The following is a 20144-nucleotide window of genomic DNA, read 5'->3' as shown; positions in this document are numbered from 1 at the left end:
TTTTCTGATGAAGCCTGGTATAACTCCGTTCATTTATAAATCTGTGATTAATACGGACAAGACACTCTTGCTTTCCAGCTGGAACTTCATCAATACATCGTCGCGCAGCTTAACCTGTATGTTGCCCGTCTCCTCCCCATCATTAAAGAGGACTAAAGCTACGGAACCATCGGCATTTTTAAAAGCCACAGAACAAATTCCATTATCACTGGATGTTGATTCGATCCGAACAGCCTTGGGGCGGATCAAGGCACTAAAATGTGCCAAGGCATAATAATCAAGTGTATACGTAAGTTCCTTTGTTTGCTGATTCACCTGTACGATCCCACGACACGTACTGCGGCCAAATCCCGGAACGGTTGGCCCGTTGTTCTCATCAAGTGCCATATTCCAAAGTATAAAGGACTTGCTGTAATTGCGAAGAATTTGAATTCCCGTTCGCATCACATTTGAGAAGGCTTGCTCAAATGGCGGAATCCACTCTCCACCCGAACCTTCAGTGAAATGCACTTCTTTACCTGCAAAAGCTTCATAAACCTTCGTTTGAGCAGAAGCATCACCCCCGTACCAATGCCAGGCTACGCCATCCACTTCCTCTCGCGCTTGTTCAAGTACGGTCAGGGGATAGTCCGGTTGATCCCAGTTGTGATCGTAACAGAGAATCTTAGTTTGAATATCGTTTTGCACAAAGGCTGGTTTAAGATGGTTTTTGATAAAATCTGCTTGGGCTTCGGCTGGCATCAACATACCAGGATAGTGCCCTGGTTCATAAAGCGCCTCATTCTGTGGTGTGATGGCATGGATCGGTAATCCATGCTCTGCATACGCTTGAATGTATTTCACGAAATATTCAGCATAAACGGGATACCATTCAGTTTTTAATTGTCCGGTAATCATCGATCCGCTCGTTTTCATCCAGCCGGGTGCACTCCATGGTGAAGCAAACAGCTTCAGTTCAGGATTCAATGCCAACGCCTGTTGTGTTAAAGGAATAACGTCCCCTTCATCATGTGCAATGCTGAATTGGGTTAATTCGGGGTCCGTCTGCTGTTCTGGCATATCGTTATAACTGTATACCGTTCTCGCATAGTCCGAAGCGCCCATCGGATTACGGATGACCGACAGCCCGATCCCTTTCTCCGGATGGAACAGTCGGGTCATGACCTCATCCCGTTGCTCCTCACTCAAGATTTGGTTGATCAAATAGGCAGATGAATCGGTAAAAGAAGCACCAAATCCGTCCATCTCCTGATACGTTAGCTGATCATCCAGATGGATGGTCGTTGTCTCCTTATCAGCATCCAGTGGTTTCAATTGCTCTTGGGATAGAGACACGAATAAATCTCCTTCACCCGTAGATTTGTACATTTTGAATGTAGTCATAGGATTCTCCTTCATATTTCTATTATTGAATGCCTAGTTTCTCTTTGTTCATTTTCATCTTTTCACTGCGTACCTTCACAATCTCTTCCCAACGGTTCTCACCTAAAAATGACTTGTAAGAAGCCAGTGCATTGTCATACGAGGCATCATCCTTGGAACGTACCATACTGACCAGTGTTGTATTCCACTTCGTATTGATTGCTGACAACGCACGAGCTTCAGGTGTGCCTTGATCCGGGCTAATATTCTCCAGAATGAAGTGTGGTTTCAGCTTGCCTTTGCCCCACTCCTGCATCTGTTTAATCGCTTCCGGAAAAGCATCTGCACTGAGTGCTTTGTGGCGGTCATGACCGAAGAACATAAATTCACCCATCCGATAATCCTTTTTGAATTGATCCGCGTTATTGAGTTGCAGGTCTTTCACAGCTGGTAGCAATTCTACACTACCGTCGGCTTTGGTTTGGTAGGTTTCCCCCTCGATCCCGTAATTCATGAGTGTCTGGCCTTCTTCACTTAATAAGTATGTGAAAATCTGAATGGCCTTGGCCGGATCTTTACAATCCTTGGAGATGAAATTGATCATCCACCCGGTTATTCCGGATTGATTCAATGTTGGTGCATTGCCTTTGGTGCTCTGTGGTCCATCGATAGCAACATATTCTTTGCCTGGATTGGCACTCATGTAGATTTGCAGGTTTCCTCCTTGTTGAGGTGTACCGTCAAGCAGCATGGTTGCATATTTACCGGACTTCACTTTTTCCTCAAAAGCAGTTCCATCATCGGCAAAACTGTCATCACTGATATTGCCGTCTCTGTACACGGTGTTCAATGTTTTCAACCACGTGAGGTAATCTTCATCCAGATTACGATCGTAGAATTCTCCTGATTCAGTTTCCAGCGGAACACCGATGAAATCTTGCAACGTATCCCCGAGTGAACCTGTTCCTTCACCTATAGAGTTGAATCCAAACGGAATCAGCGCAGGGAACTCTTGCTTAATTCGTTTCATCACACTCTGGAATTCTTCTGGCGTTCCAATGACCGGACTACCCAAAGCTTCGTACACATCTTTACGAATGATAAATGCCGTTTTGGCAGGAATGTTACCGCTATCATAATCCTCTTGTGTATTGGAATAGTTCGGGTAACCATAGGTTTTACCATCCGCCAATTGGAACCAGTTCAATGTATCGGCAGCCGCAACTTTATTGAAGTAAGGATCATATTTCTCCGCCAGATCATTCAGCGGCATCGCCCAGGTTGCAGCTTTTTGCACCACTGGAGAATTCGAGTCAAACACTGTCAGCAAGTCAGGCATATCTCCACCGGCGAAAAAGGTGTTTAACTTGGTATCATCACCCGTGATAAATTTAATATTAATGTTCAGATCCTCTTTGATTTTCTTGGTAACAATGTCCTTGCCAAAATCAGTGTTCCACCAGTCAGCATTGACGTACCACGTCAGGTCGGTAGCCTCTTCCTTTTTATCCAACTGCCAAGCCGGCTTTTCCGGGTCAACCGTATAACGATCTTCAATGGATACCCAGTTCCCTTCACTGGAGCCCCCCGATCCACCACTGCAACCTGTAATCATAAGTACAGCAGTGAGTAGTGTTGCGAGCAATTTAATCCCTTTTTTGCCTGATGCCTTGTTCAACTTCATCATATTTTTGCTCCTCCTCAAAATGGGGTATTTGTTGCTCCTATTCCTTGACCGCACCCAGCATCATTCCCGAGATAAAGTATCTCTGAACGATGGGATAGATCAGCACAATAGGTAGTGTTGTAATGACAATGGTGGCTAGCTGCACGCCTTTGGTCGTTGTTTCAATAACAGCTGAACCCCCGACATTTTGCATGGATTGTGTCTGTGACTGAACGATAATCTCATACAGCATCATCTGGAGTGGATACAGTGACTGATCAGTAATGTATAACTTGGTTGTCATGAAGTCGTTCCATTGCCCCACCCCATTAAATAGCGCAATTGTAGCCATGGCAGGCATGGAGAGCGGAATAAAGATTTTCAGGAAAATATGCCAATCCCCTGCACCGTCAATCTTGGCCGATTCTTCCAGAGAATCCGGGACATTCCGGAAGAAATTCATCAGAATCACGACATCATAGAAGCTGAATAACGCCGGGATAATGTACACCCAGAAGCTGTTAAGCAGGCCAAGTGATTTGATTAACAGGTATGTCGGTATCATGCCGCCCGAGAAGAACATTGTAATAACACCCATAGCAACGTATAATTTACGGCCTCTTATGTACTTTTTGCTCAGACCGTAACCAACCATGGCACAGAAGAACACATGTGTAACAACGCCAATCGTTGTTTTGGAAACTGATATGAAGAATGCCTGCCAGATACCCTGATCATTGAATACCGCTCTGTAATTCTCCAGCGAGAATTCCGGTGACCAGAAGATGAATCCACCTTCCGCCAGTGCCTTGCCTGAACTAAAGGAAGAGATGATGACATTCCAGAGCGGAACCAGAATAACGATCGTACAGATGATTAACAAAATCATGTTTAACGTATCAAAGATCCGACTATCTAGATCTTCTTTTGCCACCTTTCCATTCACGCGGGATGCCTCCTTCTTACAACACAGATTGATTATCGTTTAATTTGCTTGTGATTTTGTTTGCCGTGACGAGTAGAATGACAGAAATGATTGAGACACCCAAGCCAACGGCCGTTGCATATGAAAAGTCACCCTGAGACATCCCCATACGATAGACGTACGAATTGATGACTTCCGCTTTGTCGCGGTTTTGGGAGTTCATGAGCACCAGGGTCTGATCCAGATTCGACCCTAATAAACCGCTTACAGTTAGAATCAGATTTAGGCTGATGATTGATCTCATATTAGGCAATGTGATATTCCAGATCTGTCTGAGACGGCTTGCACCATCAATTTTGGCAGCTTCATAGTATGTTGGGTCAATCTTTGCCATGATCGCCAGATACAGAATCGTTCCCCAACCTGCTTCTTTCCAAATATCCGATAACGTAGCAATCCACCAGTACTTGCCTGCATCCAGCAAGATGTTCTGCGGTTGCGAGATCACTCCCAGACTAAGCAATAATTGATTAAATAACCCCGTGGTTGAAAACCAGGTGATAAGCATTCCCCCAAGTACAATCCAGGACAAAAAGTGAGGTAAATATGAAACCGTTTGCACAAACTTCTTGAATCGTCCGCTGTTTAACTCGTAGATCATGATCGCGAGAATGATCGGAATGACAAACCCGATACCTAATTTCAAAAAACTGATCCCCAGCGTATTCACAACTGCATCCCAGAAGTATTTGTCTGATAAAATGATTCTGAAATTATCCAGCCCTACCCAAGGAGCGGTAGCCAGCGTATCAATGACCGTGTAATTTTTGAAAGCAATCGTCAAACCGTAAATCGGGATATAACAGAAAATAATCATAAAGATAATGCCCGGGATAATCATCGATTGAATCTCCCATTGTCTCCGATAATCGACTATGAATTCTTTAATCCGTTGTCCAATGGGTTTCTTCCCGTTGGGACTGATCGTATTTTTACCGGTTGATGTCTCTACGGCTAATTTATCCACGTTTTTTTACTCCCCTCCATCATGCATGTATGTTTATAAAAACGTTTTTATTTTTCGGCATAAAAACCCCCTTTGTTTATATTTATGTAAAAAAAGACCGGAGAAGATGAGTCAGCTTATGTACGATAATCTTTCCGGTCGATCTTCACATGGCTTGAACCTCTAACCACCAGCTCACCCGCCAATTTCTGTGCAGCCCCTTGTTCTTTCTCCTTGATCATACCCACCAGTTGATTGATTGCTAGGATACCCTGTCTTGCAATTTGATTTCTTACCGTTGTAAGCGGTGGAGAAAAATACTGTGCGATATCAATATCGTCAAAACCCACGACGCTAACATCTTGAGGCACTTCAAAGCCCTCAGACTTCAACGCATGCATACAGCCAATTGCACTCAAGTCATTCCCTGCAAGAAATGCATCAGGCCGCTTGCCGGGGTGTAAATGAAGAAAAGATTTTATCGCACTATACGTGCTCTCCTCCTCAAAGTACCCTTGTATAATGTAATCTTCATCGATTGGAAGCTGGTATTCACGCAAGGCAGCCAGATAGCCATCCCTACGCTGTACACTGTCAAACATCGTGTCCACACCCGAAATATAAGCAATTTTCTTGTGCCCCAGCCCAATTAAATACTTGGTTGCTTCATAAGCCGCCACATACGAGTCAAAAATGACACTTCCCATCGTATCGCTCTGATAGACCCGATCCAGAAAAACAGCCTTGATTTTGTCTTTCTCCATGGCGATAATATCTTGCTCATCGATCCTAAGCTCTTCGTAGATAATGACACCATCCACCCGCCGACCCAGAATATTACTCATAATAACGTGTTTATCCTTGGTCACAAATACATTCAAACCATACCCAAGACGATCACATTCGCGAGACATCGACTCAACCAGCTTATAGAAATACGGACCCGAAACACTTGTAGTGAAAAAACCGAGCATTTTGGTTTGACCGGACTTCAACAGCTTGCCATTCAGATTGGGCACATAATTTAAACGCTCTGCCACCTTAAGAACATGTGATTTTGTCTCCGGGTTCAAGACATCCACACCATTCAAGGCGTTGGAGACCGTAGATATGGATACGCCCGCTTCCCTTGCTACATCTTTAATCGTTATCTTTGCCATAAGTTTTGTTCCTTTACTATAAAAACGTTTTTATAATGTTTAAATTATCATAAAACCGTTTTCATGGCAACACTTTAATTTGCGAGTTCAAGCATCATGTACTTTATTCATAGCTATATGCCACTGCGGGCGCAAAAAAACGGCTCATGTATGAGCCGCCGTTCATGAAGCTTTAGCTTTCTATTCCTCATCTTGGACATACATGGAGTGAATCTGTTGCAGCTGCTCTTCCAGACGTTCCAAGCGAACAAAACGATCCGCTCGAATATATTCCTTCTGCTCCACAAGCATGATCATTGTTGGAACGGTAAAAATAAGAAACTTGGATGCAACCTCTTCCACTTCGTTAGCATTAATGTGACCGAGGTATATGGATGGATAAGGTTCAAGCAACGCCCTGATCTTGGGGAGTAAAGCGTGACATACACTGCAATCTGGACGAGATACATACAAAAAAACCAATTCATGTTGTTGAATAGCTTCTTCAACCATTTCTATGGATGTTAACTCATGAATATCTTTCATAGAACCTCAACCCTTTCAGTCATTCAATAGCTTGCTCATTTAAACTTTTTCTTTTCAAGTATAGCCTATGTGCGTTAGAATCAAATGGAATATATCCCCATATGAAAGAGGTTATGGTATGAAAAAATCATTCTTGTTTCTGTTCACTGCGCTGGTAGTTGTTACTTCCTTCTCGGCGTATGCACCTGTGTCGAATGCCTCTGGCGATATTGGAGTCAGCTTATTGTCTGATCGTCAACAAGGTACAGTAAAGTAGTACTTGTACAGAAAGTAACAGGCGACAATTCGGATAACATCTGAATTAGTCGCCTGCTTTCATTTATTCTTATAGATTTTTATTTCCAATCTCTCTTCCGAAGATAAGATTCAAATACAAAAGTTCCAAACGGCAGTAGACCGGCGAGTCCACCCATCAGCCAACGCGTTATCTTCCACTTTTTGACCAGAGCCAAGTGAACTAGCGCAATAAGGTACAAAGGAAACAAAATACCATGAATCATGCCCATTACGGCTACAGCGGAAGAGATATCTGCAAAATATTTCAGAGGCATAGCAATAAAAATCAACAGAAGTAAGGATACACCCTCCCATATGCCCGCAATTCTGAATCGGCCTGTCACTGTCTTCATAAAGTCCATTCTCACCTTTCCTGCTAATCGTTTGTGAAATATGTAACTTGTAACATGATACAAAAACCTCACGCCACATCTCCGTACAGATATGTCGTTCTGAAGCTCATATTCAGTATAACGTATGTGTCCGATTCGAAGATGCTTCAAATTTGAATAATTATTGAATCCATAAAACCAGATTTCCACATCAGGTCTTATGGATTCAAGTTGTCTCACGCTCAATCAGCTGATATGTCAACTGTTCAGACTGCAACTCCGTTTTACCCAATACAGCCCACAAGTGATGGAAAGCCTGGGTGGCTTGCTCCGCAATCGGATTGTGTATGGTCGTGATTTCAAGAACACGGGAAAGCTCGATATCATCAAACCCCACAATGGCGAGTTGTTCTGGTACCTGAATATTTCGTCTGCGTGCTTCACTCAGAATACCGATGGCTGCATAATCATTCGAACATAATACGGCCTGTGGAAGTTCTGGTCCCTCAGCCATTCTTCGCATCGCTTCTTCGCCGTCGGAGGAGCTAAATACGGAATATTGATATGCTTCAGTCCACACATGCAACCCTCTGCTCTTCATGAAAGATTCATAGGCTTTACGGCGGCTCTGGGTATTCAAACTTTCAGCCCTGCCAAATGCATTGGCAATTCGGGTGTATCCTCTTGATACCAGATGCTCCAGAGCTAACTTATACCCTTCTGCCTGATCCATCGCGACAGACGGAATCTCGTCATTCCCCATTCGCTGCCAGGAGACAATGGGTCCATACTCCATATAAGCCTTTAATTTCCGAGGATCATTGACACAAGCAATAATAACTAGCCCATCAACTCGTTTACTGCGCAGATCTTCGAATGCCTGTAATTCAATCTCTGGATCTCCACGGGATGTATAGATAATCGTCTGAAACCCAAAATCCATGGCTGTATCAATGAATTGATTCATGAATGTAAGAATAATCTCACCTGTGGTAGAAGTCACAATTCCAATCTGTTTTGTTTGCCCTGTCGATAACGATACCGCATTTCGGTTGGGAATATAATTCAACTGTTTCATAATATCCGTTATGATCTGTCTTGCTTCATCACTAACATGCGGAGAATGATTAATCACGCGTGACACTGTCGCCTTTGAGTAACCCGACCGCTTCATAATTTCATCAAACTTGGACATCGGAGACTCCCTTCTTGCTAACGAACTATAGAATAATAGTATGCCTCAGATCTGGGTCAAAAGTAAAACTTGACGTGTAACCCGTTACAACGTTTAAGCTTTTTTTATGTCATATATGAATCATCTTAAAGTGCGTGTTCAAAAAGACCGGTTTTCAGTACCGAGAAGATGGGATGAAGCTAGAAATGGAGTAGCAGAGCGTAGGGAAAACTACGTGAGCAACGGACATTTCGGCTGAATGCCATATTCGATGCAGATGATGCCGTTAGGCATCCTTTGTAATCAAAAGCGGGCTTTTCGAACAACCTCTTAAAATCAATTTGATGAATGGAGCGATACACATGATTAACTCTCAAAATCAAACCTATCAATTCCCGGAAAATTTCCTGTGGGGTGGCGCAATTGCAGCCAATCAGGCTGAAGGTGCATACAATCAAGGCGGCAAAGGATTATCTACTCAAGATGTAGCTCCCAAAGGTATCATGGGCCCAATCACGGAAGAACCAACCGAAGATAACATGAAACTGATCGGTATTGATTTATACCATCGCTATAAGGAAGATGTGAAACTGTTTGCCGAGATGGGCTTCAAGGTATTCCGTACTTCCATCGCCTGGTCCCGGATTTTCCCAAAAGGGGACGAGCTGGAACCAAATGAAGAAGGGCTGAAATTCTACGACGATCTGTTTGACGAGTGTCACAAATATGGGATCGAACCTCTGGTTACACTATCCCACTATGAGACACCTCTTCACTTGTCCAAAGAATACGACGGCTGGGTTAACCGAAAAATGGTTGGATTCTATGAGCGTTATGTAACTGCCGTATTTAAACGTTATAAAAACAAGGTAAAATATTGGCTTACTTTTAACGAAATCAATTCGATCCTTGAAGCACCATTCATGAGCGGTGGCATCTATACGCCGAAGGAGAAGCTCAGCAAACAAGATCTGTATCAAGCGATCCATCATGAGTTTGTAGCCAGTGCCTCCGCTGTGAAGCTCTGTCATGAGATCATTCCTACAGCACAGATTGGTTGTATGATGCTCAGTATGCCTACCTACCCGCTGACACCAAATCCAGACGATATGATCAAAGTCATGGAATTCGAACATAGCAACTATTTCTTCGGTGATGTACACGTAAGAGGTCGCTACCCTGGTTATATGAAACGTTACTTCCGTGAAAATGGAATTGAGATTCAGATGGAAGCTGGCGACGAGGAAATGTTGCTGAATACGGTAGACTTTATCTCTTTCAGTTATTACATGAGTATCTGTCAGACAGCAGACCCGGAGAAACAAATCGCAGGTGAAGGTAATCTGCTTGGGGGTGTACCTAACCCTTATCTGCCAGCAAGTGAATGGGGATGGCAGATTGATCCGCAAGGATTGCGTTATGTCCTTAACATGTTCTATGACCGCTATCAAAAACCACTGTTTATTGTAGAAAATGGTCTTGGTGCTGTTGATGAGTTGATCACGGGTGCTGACGGCAAAAAAACGGTTGAAGATGACTACCGCATCCAGTATCTGAATGATCATCTGGTTCAGGTTGGCGAAGCCATTGAAGATGGCGTTGAAATTATGGGTTATACATCATGGGGTTGCATTGATGTTGTCAGTGCGTCTTCTGCCCAGTTGAAAAAACGTTATGGTTATATCTATGTGGATCGTCATGACGATGGATCAGGAACACTCGAACGTTATCGCAAGAAATCCTTCCATTGGTACAAAGAAGTGATCAGCAGTAACGGGAAAAGTTTGCAGCGTTAAGGATCTTTAAGCAAATGTAACAGATACATTCTTCTATCCCTCAGACAAATCACATGAAAAAGTGTCGGTTATACGATACCTTGGCATGTTTTCTGTCTGGGGGATTTATTTTTATTTTCAAAAAGAAACACCCGATGCTACACATCGGGCATTCTCATTAGCTACTATCACATTGTTCACTATTTATTCTTCACTATATGTTCTTCACTACATCCCTGCTGTACTTTGTTTTGTCTTCTTCCGTTATCTTGCGAATGACCCTGCAAGGATTACCCGCAGCAATCACGCCAGACGGTATACTCTTGGTGACTACGCTCCCTGCGCCGATGATCGTATTATCTCCAATCGTCACTCCGGCAAGAACTGTCACACCGCCACCGATCCATACATTATTGCCCACCGTGATGGGTCCAACGATCTCCAGACCTTCATTGCGCTGCTCAACATCATAAGGGTGGCCTGCAGTATAAAATCCGCAATTGGGAGCAACAAAAACGTTATCTCCAAAACTGATTTTTCCTCCATCCAGCATGACAATATTATGATTGCTATAGAAGTTCTCACCAATTTCAATATTATAGCCGTAATCACATACAAATGGCTGTTCAATCAGGAAACGATCCGTCGTTTTCCCCAGCAGTTTCTTGATTAACGCTTCTCTTTCATTAATCTTCCCTGGATGAAGCTGGTTGTATTCGTAACAAAGCCCTTTGGCATGTAAACGCTCTTCAATTAACTCTTGATCATAATTGGCGTTATACAAGAGCCCTAATTGGGATTTCTCTTTTTCAGTCATCATTTCGTAAGCACTTCCCATCTTCTGTCTAAAATAAATTAAAGCTCAATCTCTCTAATGATTCTAGCAGGATTACCGCCTACAATCATATTATCCGGAACATCCTTTGTAACCACCGACCCGGAAGCAATGACTACGTTGTCTCCAATGGTCACACCCGGATTAATAACGGCTCTACCACCAATCCATACATTATTGCCAATCGTGACTGGCTTGCCATATTCTGCACCCGTATTGCGTTCATGCGGATGGAGTGGATGAGTAGCCGTATAGATATGTACATCTGGCCCCATTAAGCAATGGTCTCCAATACGAACTTCACACACATCTAATATCGTACAGTTAAAATTGGTATAAAAATGATTGCCTACATGAATGTTATATCCATAATCCACATGAATATTAGGTTCCATACTCAGGTGTTCACCTGTAGATCCCAACAGTTCCTTCAATAACTTGGTGCGAAGCTCACCGTCCGTTTCCGTCGTTTGATTAAACGTCCGAGTCATTTTCCTTGCATACTCTCTGTCCTCAGACAACTGAAGATCCGAAGCCATGTACAGCTCGCCATCCAGCATTTTTTGTTTTTCCGTCTTCGTAGTCATGATCACCGCTCCTTCAATACACATCATGTAATTCAACATTAAATAATACTTTTTAAAACTATTTTAATTATATAGATTACCATGAATTAAGCAAGTTTTGCTCGATATGAAAATGGTTTAATCTACTGACGCGTACTCTAGCGAAACGGCAAAAAAACCTCTACACCCATTAAACTATGGGAATGCAGAGGTTCAAGCTTTTTGTCTAATTTCTTTATTCTAAGCAACCGCCTGAACGGTTTTTTCCTTAACGCTAATGGCATAGATGGCAGACACCAAACCAAGCAAAATCAGAACAGAACCAACCCATCCGGTGTTCAGAATCGATGAATGATCAATCACCATGCCGCCGATATAGGTACCCAGTGCAATACCTGCATGTGCAATACCTGAATTGGTGCTGATTAGTGTTTCAGCTGTTTCCGGCGACGTTTTGATAATGAGACTATTCTGTACAGGTGTAACGGTCCAGCTCAGTGCACTCCAGATGCTTAACAGCAGCAAGAAGACGATCAAAGGCAATCCCACACTGAACGGAATGACAGCCATACTCACGATAAAGGGAATCAGCACAATGACTATTGCTTTAGCAGGGTGCAGACGATCGGATAACATGCCCCCTATGCCTCCCCCTGCAACAGCGGCGATCCCAAACATCATATAGATAAAGGTAACCATCGTCGCGCTGGCACCCAGCGTTTCTTGCAGAAATGGTGTGAAATACGCATATAAAGTCAAGTGACCAGCAAGTACAAGCAAAGTCGTAGCATGGATCGCCAACATTTTTGGATTCCACAGAGCCGTAAGCTGTTTCTTCAAGGATACAGCAGGAATAGGCTGCACACGGTCCATTGCAATCCAGATGGCTACCATAACCACTGCAGTCAGAATAGCAATCAGCATAAACACCTCACGCCAACCTGCCAAGTTACCTACAAAGATACCAAGTGGTACACCCAGGATAAGTGATGCACTGCCTCCCATTGTAATAATCCCCACGGCGCGTCCTTTATACTGTGGTTCCACAATGCGCGCTGCAAGGGTCAGGGAGAGCACAAAAATAAGGGAACCTGTTGCGGCTCCGAGTGCTCTACCTGCCATCAGCATATAAAAGCTGGTACTGAACGCAGAGATCAGATTACTGATTAGAAATACAAGCAGCGTACACATATATACTTTTTTACGCTCGAATCTGGCCGTTATATTTAATAAAATTGGCGCAGACAACGCATAGACAAGTGAGAAAATAGAAATTAAATACCCGGCTTTCGCCAGGGAAAGATAAAGATCCGTAGCAATCAGGTCCAGAATTCCGCCCAAGATCAGTTCAACGGTTCCGACCACAAATGCTGCGATAGCAAGCACATATACTTTCTTATTCATTTTGAATCCTCCTCAAAAGTTACAACTACGATAGTAACTCATAATATTGAAAGTTTCAATAGTTATTTTCATGATTTTTTCAAACAAAGATATAACAAAAAAACTATTCTCCAAGAGAATAGTTTTAATAGATCAACCTGGTGAGCAAACGCTCGATCTCAGCATCCTGTAACAGTTGGTCACCGTATTTTTTGGTAATTTGAGTAAGGGCAACATCATGGTAGAAATAATCAGTCATCGCTTTAACAATCGGTTTGGACATCGTCTTGATGGCTCGCCATGAATCGTGTTCCACACCGGCAAACAACAGATAAGCATGGTCTACAATGAGCAGTTGCGATGGCTCCGGCGCGTCAAGTAGTGGTATCAACGAGTATTTCCGGGTTAAGGATGTCTCCATGCCCCCAACGGCTAACACTTCAACATATACTCCCTGCTTTTCCTTCTGCTCCAGCAGTTCACGATATTTCTCCATTCGCTCATTCCATGCCAGAAAAAGAATCGATGATTCCGCTTCCTCGATAAGTTGTTCAATGTTGGATGCGATGGATGACTCATCTTTTAACGTCCAGATATGTTCATCCGTGAATGTACGTTTGATTTTGTAACTCTTCAGTTCCTCAATATCTTTATCAAAATCAGCCTTGATCTTATGAATAATGGACTGAATATCCACGGCCATATATAATTTCTTCTTTCCATCCATCGTTGTCAGCACCGTTCCCTTATCGATCAGCCGATTGAGTACCTCATAGATTTTGGCTTTGGGAACGTTGGAGTAATTAACAATGGATGTAGCATCAAGCGGTTCATCCTGTGCAAATATAGCCTCGTATACCTGACTTTCATATTGTGTAAAACCGAATTTCTGCAACATATTTGGATCGGCGCATCCCTTCTTATTATGTCTGGTCTATCTAGTTTAGACGCATGAACTTCCCATGTCCAGTATGTCCCAACTGACCTAGGAATGTGGAATCAAAATTAAATTTAGCGATGTCACCAAAATAAAATTGCTTTCCAATGGTTATATTAACAATCGGGAATACACATTTTGCTTGTAGAAGGAGCTGTAATTTCAAATGGAAAGCACTCAAGATTTTGTGAAGAAAGTTAACGAAAATGCCGAAAAAGCGCGTCACAATAAAAACAACGGCAAGGGAACGCCAGGGGACAAGTTGCCATCGAAACAGCACTCTACGAATAAGTAGAGTCTATTTATTGAACAGCATGACTTCCGTCTAACACCCTTTCCTCTACTTTTCATCTACTATTAAGAACCTTTAATAGAAAAGAGATGATTAGTATGGCTCGTGTCAATGCTGTTCCACAACCAGATTTGGTATTAATCTATTGGTCTAGAAATCCGCTTATTCCCGGTTCTGCGCGCAGAATCCAAAGTGTACGCGTGATTGGTAATACTTCTCCATGTACATTCACACTGGTTCCCGGTGCACGGCTGATCAATGCACTGAACTGCTTGCTGGACAATGATATTGGATTCAAAGTGGTGTACCGCCAGAAAACGTCAGCAATCAGTGGAGTTCTGTTATTGAAACGCAGATAATCCGAATTAAAAAACGGTGCCTCTCCTTAGGGGAGCGCACCATTTTTTCATTTTTCATTCTTGGATTATATCAATTAGTCCTTCTATTGGTTAGCTGCGATGGTATCATTTACTTCTTGTGTGATCTGATCCCCGCCAAGTTTCTTCCAATTGGCTACAAAGTTATCAAACTCGTCAATTGACAAGTTACCATAGATGATTTTCAGAAACGTCTCGGCTCTCAGTTTATCCAGTGTTGCTTGCTTCGTATTCATTGTTCTCGTCGGTGCATAGATGAATTCATTCATGACAATAAGGTCGTTATCCCGATAATATTTAATCACACCTTGTGAACTCTCTGGGCCAAAGATACGCTCCATATGCCACTTGTCGAGATTCCCATTCCGATAATCCATAATATCGTCATAGAATAGCTTCGCTTCCAGTTCCAATCCTGACGTATCTCCTGTTTTGAGCGCCTGCTCTACTTCATCCTGTGCCTTCACATTTTTGTTGGCTGGCAGGTTGGAGACCGTTGCATTATGAAAACCAAGACCTGTCAGTCCATTTAAGTAAGCAGCCCGTTCTTCCTTGGCAGACTCACCGAACATTTTTTCAGCCTGGAAATTGAGCAACTTGATTAACGCTTCCGGATGCTCGTAGCCTTTGCGAACGGCAAATATACCGCCCAGACTAAGATGATTCTGTGTTTTTGCTGGTTGATCATCAATCGATTGAACCGGGTAAGCCATCCAGTCGATGTTTTTGTCTTTTTTGATCATGCTGCTAACCTGAAAAGGTGCCCATTGTGGCAGGAAGAACATGCCTGACTTGCCTGCATTCAAATCCTCCATCATTTTAGCAAAATCCTTAACGCCAAATTCGGGATCAAGCACACCCTTCTGATACAGAGTCTGAAGCTCACGTAATCCTTCTTTCACTTCCGGTTGAATCGTTCCATTCACGACTTGACCTGAAGCATCCTTAATCCAGGTTTCGAGATAACCATGATAACCAAGCAAGAACGCGTTTATAGGTAAATCTTTATTCAAGGCAATGCCGTACGTATCATCTTTGCCATTTCCGTCTGGATCTTCGAAGGTAAAGGCTTCCGCAATCTGGATGACATCCTGCATGGATTTGGGCGCTTCAAGACCGACCTTTTTCAGCCAATCCTGACGAATCCAGATCATATCCGAGGAATCCAGCGAGCCTGGAAAACTCACCATGGCGTATATTTTGCCATCCTTCGTTACCGGCTTCAAACCTGCTCCATCCTCAGCAGACATGAACTCCTTCACCAGTTCGGATGCATACTTGTCATATACTTCGGTCAGATCCTCCAGCATTCCCGCTTCATGCAGTTGTTCGAATTGAACAGCACTCACTTTCAGTACATCCGGCAGATCACCACTCGCCAGCGTAACATTCATCTTATCGTTATAATTGGCATCTGGAACAATCCATTCGTACGTTACATCAATACCGAGTTCATCCTTGTACCCTCTGGTCCAGATGTTATTGGCGTGTGTATCTCCTTGAGCGAGCGATTCTTTCCCCGTTTCATTCATGGTGGAAGTCAATTTAATGGGTGGGTCATATTTCGTAAGTGGTCCTCCCGCATCCTGCTGTGTGTTCGACTCAGCTTCCTTCTCGGCACTTCCCGCACCAGACGAACAGGCAGCAAGTGTGGTGGCCAGTACCATGGTTAATGTTAATAATGAGAACTTCTTGAATGATATATTCATGTGAATCCCCCTTTTTTCTCCTCCCGTGAGGTATATAAGATGAACTATAAATATTAAACATCCACTCCGATAGCAGAATAACCTTCCGATCACTGTTATCCCCAGATTTCCTTTATCCCTTTTTCCAAGGGAGAAATCTGTTGATAAAGGCGAGTTTATGCTTACGAAGTAGCTTTCCACAGAAAGCTTTTAGCTCCGCTTCTTCAGATTCTTTCTGCTCTCTCCGTTCATGGTTTAATTGTATTCATCTTATATATATTTTTATTTTATAAAGAAAGCGCTATCACTTCGAGTGTATCCCGTTGACATCTGGTATCTTTGATTTACCATTTGAGACATCATCTAACTTTTCTGATCCCGATACTCTTGAGGGGTGCAGCCTGTTGCTTTTTTGAAGAAACGATAAAAATAATGCTGATCACTAAATCCAACTTTCGCGGATATTTCATGCATCTTGCAGGAAGAACCCAGAAGCAACTCTTTGCTTCGCTCCACTCTGCGGTCATGGATGTAGTCGGATATGCCTTTGCCTGTAATTCGTTTGTACCAACGCGACAGATAAGAAGGGTTAAGAGAAACTTCCTGTGCGATCCGTGTGAGTGAGAGGTCATCCTCCAGATGGTGCTTGATATAATGATGGATCGTGATCAGAATCTGTGATTGGTCGTTCAGGCGGGCATCGCTTCGTTTGGAGATCATCCATTCGTATGCCGATTGATAAAAGATGACCAGATCGGTCCATGCGGTATGAATATCAAAATGTAACATTCGGGACAGCGATATTTCTTCCATTGCCGATTCATATAACCCCAGTTCATGCAGGACTTCAATGAGTACACTCGCTGCACCCGTATACGTTTTCATGCGAAAAAACGGATCCGGAAGTCCCTCCTTCGCTGCCTCGGTCCATTTATGGAAGGACTCTATCCATTCCCGATCCCCGGCGGTTATTCGCTGTTTGATCTGATCCAGATGCAGTGTTACAACACCCTGTTGATTCATAATGCTAGGGGTGTAAGGTAATTCATTCTGGATATTTACACGCAGCAGCTTCTCCATCCCAAGCCCGGGACTCTCATGAATCGACAGGCGTAACTGCCCGATTGCCTGATTAACCCTGCTCCACTCTACCGCCCGCTCGCTGACCATAATGGATACAGACAGGTTCAAGCAGTCCGCACAGGAATGCTGCACAGACTCCAATGTGCCATAGACAAAACGAAGGGTCTGTACCCAGCTATCCAGCTGACTCCCTCGTTCCACTTGTGTAGTAGACACATGTGAATGAAGCTCTTCCTGCGGTTGAATAAAACACGCGATGACCTGAGCGTCCAGATCAATCGCCTTCACCTTAGCCTTGTCTTGCAGAAGCTCCTCCGCAACATTGGCAACGGCATAGCGGATGAGACTGCGATCCGCCTGAGATTGATAGTTGTTCCACTCCTCTACCCGTATAATCACAGGAATAACGAGTTGATCGGATTCGAAAGGTAGCTGCACAGCATCCAGTTCTTCTTGAAGTGAAATGATATCATGCCTATCCGTTCGCTTAAGCACATCCAGCAGCAATTGACGCTGTAACTGGGGCAGCGCTCGTGGCAATTTACTGCGAAACCATGCAGCTTGGTAGCGAAAATCATTCTCTTCCGAGATCTGTGTTAATGCCCGTTCTACCGCAGCCCGAATGTGATTCATGCCCTCTGTCTTTAACAGGTAATCAACAACGCAAGGATTCCGAATGGCTTGGTGTGCATAATCGAATTCGTTATGACCTGTCAACAAGAGAACTTTGCATCGTGGCCACCGATCCATAATCTGCTCAATTAACTGCATGCCATCCATGCCAGGCATACAGATATCGCTGAGTACAATATCAATCTTTACCGAGTTCAGCCAATCGATGGCTTCATAGGCAGAGTATGCCTTGATTATCTCCATGTCCTGAATATTTGCTTTTTGAAAGAACGCATACAGTCCGTCCAGAATAACGGGTTCATCATCTACTATAAGCATCCGCTGCATGACGCTACTCCCCTTTCCATGGAATCTTCACTATAATGCACAACCCGCCAAGCTCACTTCGCTGCGCTGTAAGACCATAGGCAGCCCCGAATTTGATTCTTAACCGCTGATTCACATTGATGAGCCCGGTTATCTCTTCGTTTCCATGTTTCCGCTCTGTTTCCTCGAATGCACATTGCAGATAAATCAATGTTTCGTCGGTTAACTGATCCCCATCATCCTCAATGCGAATGGACAGGTTGTCCAGGCCCGTGTGGTACGAGATCTGTAGGATACCTCCCTGGCTGCGTTTGGCTAGAGCATGCTCAAACACATTCTCTACGATTGGCTGAATCATGACTCTGGGAACGGAAATGACTCTGTACCTTCCGTCCAGATCCTCCAATTCCAATTGAATCCTCGAACCAAACCGGATTTTCTGAATGGATGCATAGACCAGCGCATGGTCAATCTCAGCCCCCAACGATACCTCCGTATGAGAATCGCGAGACATATATCTGAAATATTGACCCAGGTAGTCGGTGAATTCCTGAATCAGCTCCACATTCTCTACCTCAGCCATTTGCTTGATGCTGAACAGACTGTTGTATAGAAAGTGAGGTTGAATCTGGGATTGCAGATGTTTGAGTTCCGCCTCACTTGTTCGAATCCGTGCAACATAATTCTCATCAATCAAAATATGTAAGCGCTCTATCATATGGTTGAATCGGGAGTACAAATAGCCGAATTCATCCCTTCTGGATGAAGGAATATGTACGCTTGTCTGGCCCTGCTCTGCCATTCTGAATCCTCGAATGAGCACCGCTAAGGGTTGGTGAATCGATCTATAGATCGAAAACGAGAAGACAATAATAGTCACAACCGACATGAAGGTCACCATCCATAACCATACGTTGTATTGCTCCAGTGGTGCGCTCAACACATCCTGCGGTATAGTGGCTGTCAGCGTGAACGAGTGATCTTTATCATATAACGAATAATAGAGATATGGATCAGATTGAAACTTTGTAACTTGCATGGACTCAGACGGTTCAGGCGAAACTGTTCGAATCGGTTTTACAGGTGCTGGCTGCTCTGAAGAAGAGATGACTACATTATGGTGTTCACCAAAACTCAGTGTAATCTCACTTTCACCCGTTTCCGACAGCTGCTGCAAACGATGCTTCAATTCTTCAGCAGACAAGCGTATCCCTAATATGAAATTGGGTGGTTCCTCATGATTCATGTTATATGGATTACTTTTCAGGAAATAGAGATCGTTATTGGAATGTGATAATTCGCCATTCAGATTCCCCATCGAGGCGAGCAGATTCTGCCATTCGTTATCCTCCACGTCGCGAATCCCGTCCGCGGCACTGACCCGTTTGTGTAGAGCAGGAACATAGTACACCACATCACTAATGTAGGGACTTGTCACCATGATCTGAGCCAGCTTATTGTGGATATTGTTCAGACTGGACGTGACTTCATACCTACTCATAATTGCGGCTCGTGTACTTAGTGTGGACATGGTTTCATCAAATGAAAATTCGGTAACCAGCGCACTCATTCGCTCCAATTCGAATTGCAGATGATTATGGTAGAAGTACAATTTGGATTCATGCGCCTTCTCCACCTCCGTCTGCATTTGATTGGAGCTGACTTGCGTAATCATAATGCTTATCCCATACAAGGGCAGAATGACCAGTACAAAAGCAATCATCAGTTTGACAACAATGGATGATTCTCTCCATCTCCCCCGGATGAATCGCAATGTTTCCCTCCTCCTCTCCTCACGCTCTCATCAATAGCAAAAAAAGGAGCCAGAAATCGGCTCCTTCCA

Annotated in this window: 19 protein-coding genes; 4 read left to right on the top strand and 15 right to left on the bottom strand. The window is 43.6% G+C overall.

Features of this window, described 5'->3' with window-relative positions; translation table 11 throughout:
• Positions 1-33 precede the first annotated feature (33 nt).
• The 6 genes from QNO02_RS13520 to QNO02_RS13495 form a co-directional block, all read right to left on the bottom strand.
• The gene (locus tag QNO02_RS13520; RefSeq protein WP_289392385.1) at positions 34-1383 is read right to left on the bottom strand and encodes a glycoside hydrolase family 30 protein; all 1350 of its coding nucleotides are present in this window, start codon (positions 1381-1383) and stop codon (positions 34-36) included.
• Positions 1384-1405: 22 nt separating this feature from the next.
• The gene (locus tag QNO02_RS13515; RefSeq protein ID WP_353959120.1) at positions 1406-3046 is read right to left on the bottom strand and encodes a type 2 periplasmic-binding domain-containing protein; all 1641 of its coding nucleotides are present in this window, start codon (positions 3044-3046) and stop codon (positions 1406-1408) included.
• A gap of 40 nt (positions 3047-3086) precedes the next feature.
• A complete protein-coding gene (locus QNO02_RS13510) occupies positions 3087-3974 on the bottom strand; it encodes a carbohydrate ABC transporter permease (protein ID WP_017688674.1) in 888 nt (295 codons plus the stop codon).
• Between the two features lie 16 nt (positions 3975-3990).
• Positions 3991-4980 carry an ABC transporter permease gene (locus QNO02_RS13505; RefSeq protein WP_206105737.1) on the bottom strand — a complete coding sequence of 330 codons (990 nt, stop codon included), beginning with the start codon at positions 4978-4980 and terminating at the stop codon, positions 3991-3993.
• A 116-nt stretch (positions 4981-5096) separates the two neighbouring features.
• Positions 5097-6119 carry a LacI family DNA-binding transcriptional regulator gene (locus QNO02_RS13500; protein WP_076330992.1) on the bottom strand — a complete coding sequence of 341 codons (1023 nt, stop codon included), beginning with the start codon at positions 6117-6119 and terminating at the stop codon, positions 5097-5099.
• Between the two features lie 180 nt (positions 6120-6299).
• Entirely contained in the window at positions 6300-6644 is a 345-nt protein-coding gene (locus tag QNO02_RS13495; RefSeq protein WP_289392382.1) for a thioredoxin family protein, read from the bottom strand.
• A 118-nt stretch (positions 6645-6762) separates the two neighbouring features.
• On the opposite strand from QNO02_RS13495, the gene QNO02_RS13490 reads away from it, so the two are divergent.
• Positions 6763-6900 (top strand): hypothetical protein, encoded by a 138-nt coding sequence (locus tag QNO02_RS13490; protein ID WP_167350856.1) that lies wholly within the window; start codon positions 6763-6765, stop codon positions 6898-6900.
• 79 nt (positions 6901-6979) lie between these two features.
• Here QNO02_RS13490 and QNO02_RS13485 read toward each other — a convergent pair whose 3' ends face one another.
• Both QNO02_RS13485 and QNO02_RS13480 read right to left on the bottom strand, forming a co-directional pair.
• Positions 6980-7282 (bottom strand): DUF3817 domain-containing protein, encoded by a 303-nt coding sequence (locus QNO02_RS13485; protein WP_306068467.1) that lies wholly within the window; start codon positions 7280-7282, stop codon positions 6980-6982.
• A gap of 196 nt (positions 7283-7478) precedes the next feature.
• Positions 7479-8447 carry a LacI family DNA-binding transcriptional regulator gene (locus QNO02_RS13480; RefSeq protein ID WP_289392379.1) on the bottom strand — a complete coding sequence of 323 codons (969 nt, stop codon included), beginning with the start codon at positions 8445-8447 and terminating at the stop codon, positions 7479-7481.
• Positions 8448-8788: 341 nt separating this feature from the next.
• Between QNO02_RS13480 and QNO02_RS13475 the strand changes: the two genes are divergently transcribed.
• On the top strand, positions 8789-10222 hold the full coding sequence (locus tag QNO02_RS13475; RefSeq protein WP_289392377.1) for a glycoside hydrolase family 1 protein: 1434 nt from the start codon (positions 8789-8791) through the stop codon (positions 10220-10222).
• 193 nt (positions 10223-10415) lie between these two features.
• On the opposite strand, the gene QNO02_RS13470 is transcribed toward QNO02_RS13475, so the two are convergent.
• The 4 genes from QNO02_RS13470 to QNO02_RS13455 all read right to left on the bottom strand — a co-directional run bounded on the left by QNO02_RS13470 (position 10416) and on the right by QNO02_RS13455 (position 13883).
• Positions 10416-11018: a sugar O-acetyltransferase gene (locus QNO02_RS13470; protein WP_289392767.1), complete on the bottom strand. Its 603-nt coding sequence runs from the start codon at positions 11016-11018 to the stop codon at positions 10416-10418.
• A gap of 38 nt (positions 11019-11056) precedes the next feature.
• Entirely contained in the window at positions 11057-11623 is a 567-nt protein-coding gene (locus QNO02_RS13465) for a sugar O-acetyltransferase (RefSeq protein ID WP_289392376.1), read from the bottom strand.
• A 219-nt stretch (positions 11624-11842) separates the two neighbouring features.
• A complete protein-coding gene (locus tag QNO02_RS13460; RefSeq protein ID WP_289392375.1) occupies positions 11843-13006 on the bottom strand; it encodes an MFS transporter in 1164 nt (387 codons plus the stop codon).
• Positions 13007-13130: 124 nt separating this feature from the next.
• Positions 13131-13883: a TrmB family transcriptional regulator gene (locus QNO02_RS13455; protein ID WP_289392374.1), complete on the bottom strand. Its 753-nt coding sequence runs from the start codon at positions 13881-13883 to the stop codon at positions 13131-13133.
• Between the two features lie 205 nt (positions 13884-14088).
• Here QNO02_RS13455 and QNO02_RS13450 point away from each other — a divergent pair, with 205 nt between their 5' ends.
• Together QNO02_RS13450 and QNO02_RS13445 are read left to right on the top strand one after the other, a co-directional pair.
• Positions 14089-14217 (top strand): DUF4023 family protein, encoded by a 129-nt coding sequence (locus QNO02_RS13450; protein WP_047842809.1) that lies wholly within the window; start codon positions 14089-14091, stop codon positions 14215-14217.
• 95 nt (positions 14218-14312) lie between these two features.
• Entirely contained in the window at positions 14313-14573 is a 261-nt protein-coding gene (locus QNO02_RS13445) for a hypothetical protein (RefSeq protein WP_289392371.1), read from the top strand.
• Between the two features lie 83 nt (positions 14574-14656).
• Here QNO02_RS13445 and QNO02_RS13440 read toward each other — a convergent pair whose 3' ends face one another.
• The 3 genes from QNO02_RS13440 to QNO02_RS13430 all read right to left on the bottom strand — a co-directional run bounded on the left by QNO02_RS13440 (position 14657) and on the right by QNO02_RS13430 (position 20075).
• Positions 14657-16300 (bottom strand): extracellular solute-binding protein, encoded by a 1644-nt coding sequence (locus tag QNO02_RS13440; protein ID WP_289392367.1) that lies wholly within the window; start codon positions 16298-16300, stop codon positions 14657-14659.
• A 342-nt stretch (positions 16301-16642) separates the two neighbouring features.
• Positions 16643-18322: a response regulator gene (locus tag QNO02_RS13435; protein ID WP_289392365.1), complete on the bottom strand. Its 1680-nt coding sequence runs from the start codon at positions 18320-18322 to the stop codon at positions 16643-16645.
• A gap of 4 nt (positions 18323-18326) precedes the next feature.
• Positions 18327-20075, bottom strand: a complete 1749-nt coding sequence (locus QNO02_RS13430) for a sensor histidine kinase (protein ID WP_289392364.1) — start codon at positions 20073-20075, stop codon at positions 18327-18329.
• Positions 20076-20144: the final 69 nt, after the last annotated feature.

The organism is Paenibacillus sp. PK1-4R, assembly GCF_030369595.1.
Lineage (GTDB): Bacteria > Bacillota > Bacilli > Paenibacillales > Paenibacillaceae > Paenibacillus.
This window is presented reverse-complemented; position numbering and strand designations above follow the sequence as displayed.